A 281-nucleotide genomic window follows, 5' to 3' on the forward strand; every position below is an offset into this window, starting at 1 on the left:
TTGGGCTTACGGCGTGGAGGCTTTTCACCCCCATTATCGCTACTCATGTCAGCATTCGCACTTCTGATACCTCCAGCATCCTTTACAAGACACCTTCGCAGGCTTACAGAACGCTCTCCTACCATATTGATTCCAGTGATAAATCACAGAAAAAATATCCGCAGCTTCGGTGACTGGCTTAGCCCCGTTACATCTTCCGCGCAGGACGACTCGATCAGTGAGCTATTACGCTTTCTTTAAATGATGGCTGCTTCTAAGCCAACATCCTGACTGTTTTAGCC

General features: G+C 48.0%; 1 rRNA gene. It reads right to left on the minus strand.

Annotated elements, in window-relative coordinates:
• A 23S ribosomal RNA gene (locus GCN74_RS28420) occupies nucleotides 1-281 on the minus strand; the annotation flags it as partial.

The sequence above is a fragment of the Janthinobacterium sp. FT14W genome (assembly GCF_009208755.1).
GTDB lineage: Bacteria > Pseudomonadota > Gammaproteobacteria > Burkholderiales > Burkholderiaceae_D > Janthinobacterium > Janthinobacterium violaceinigrum.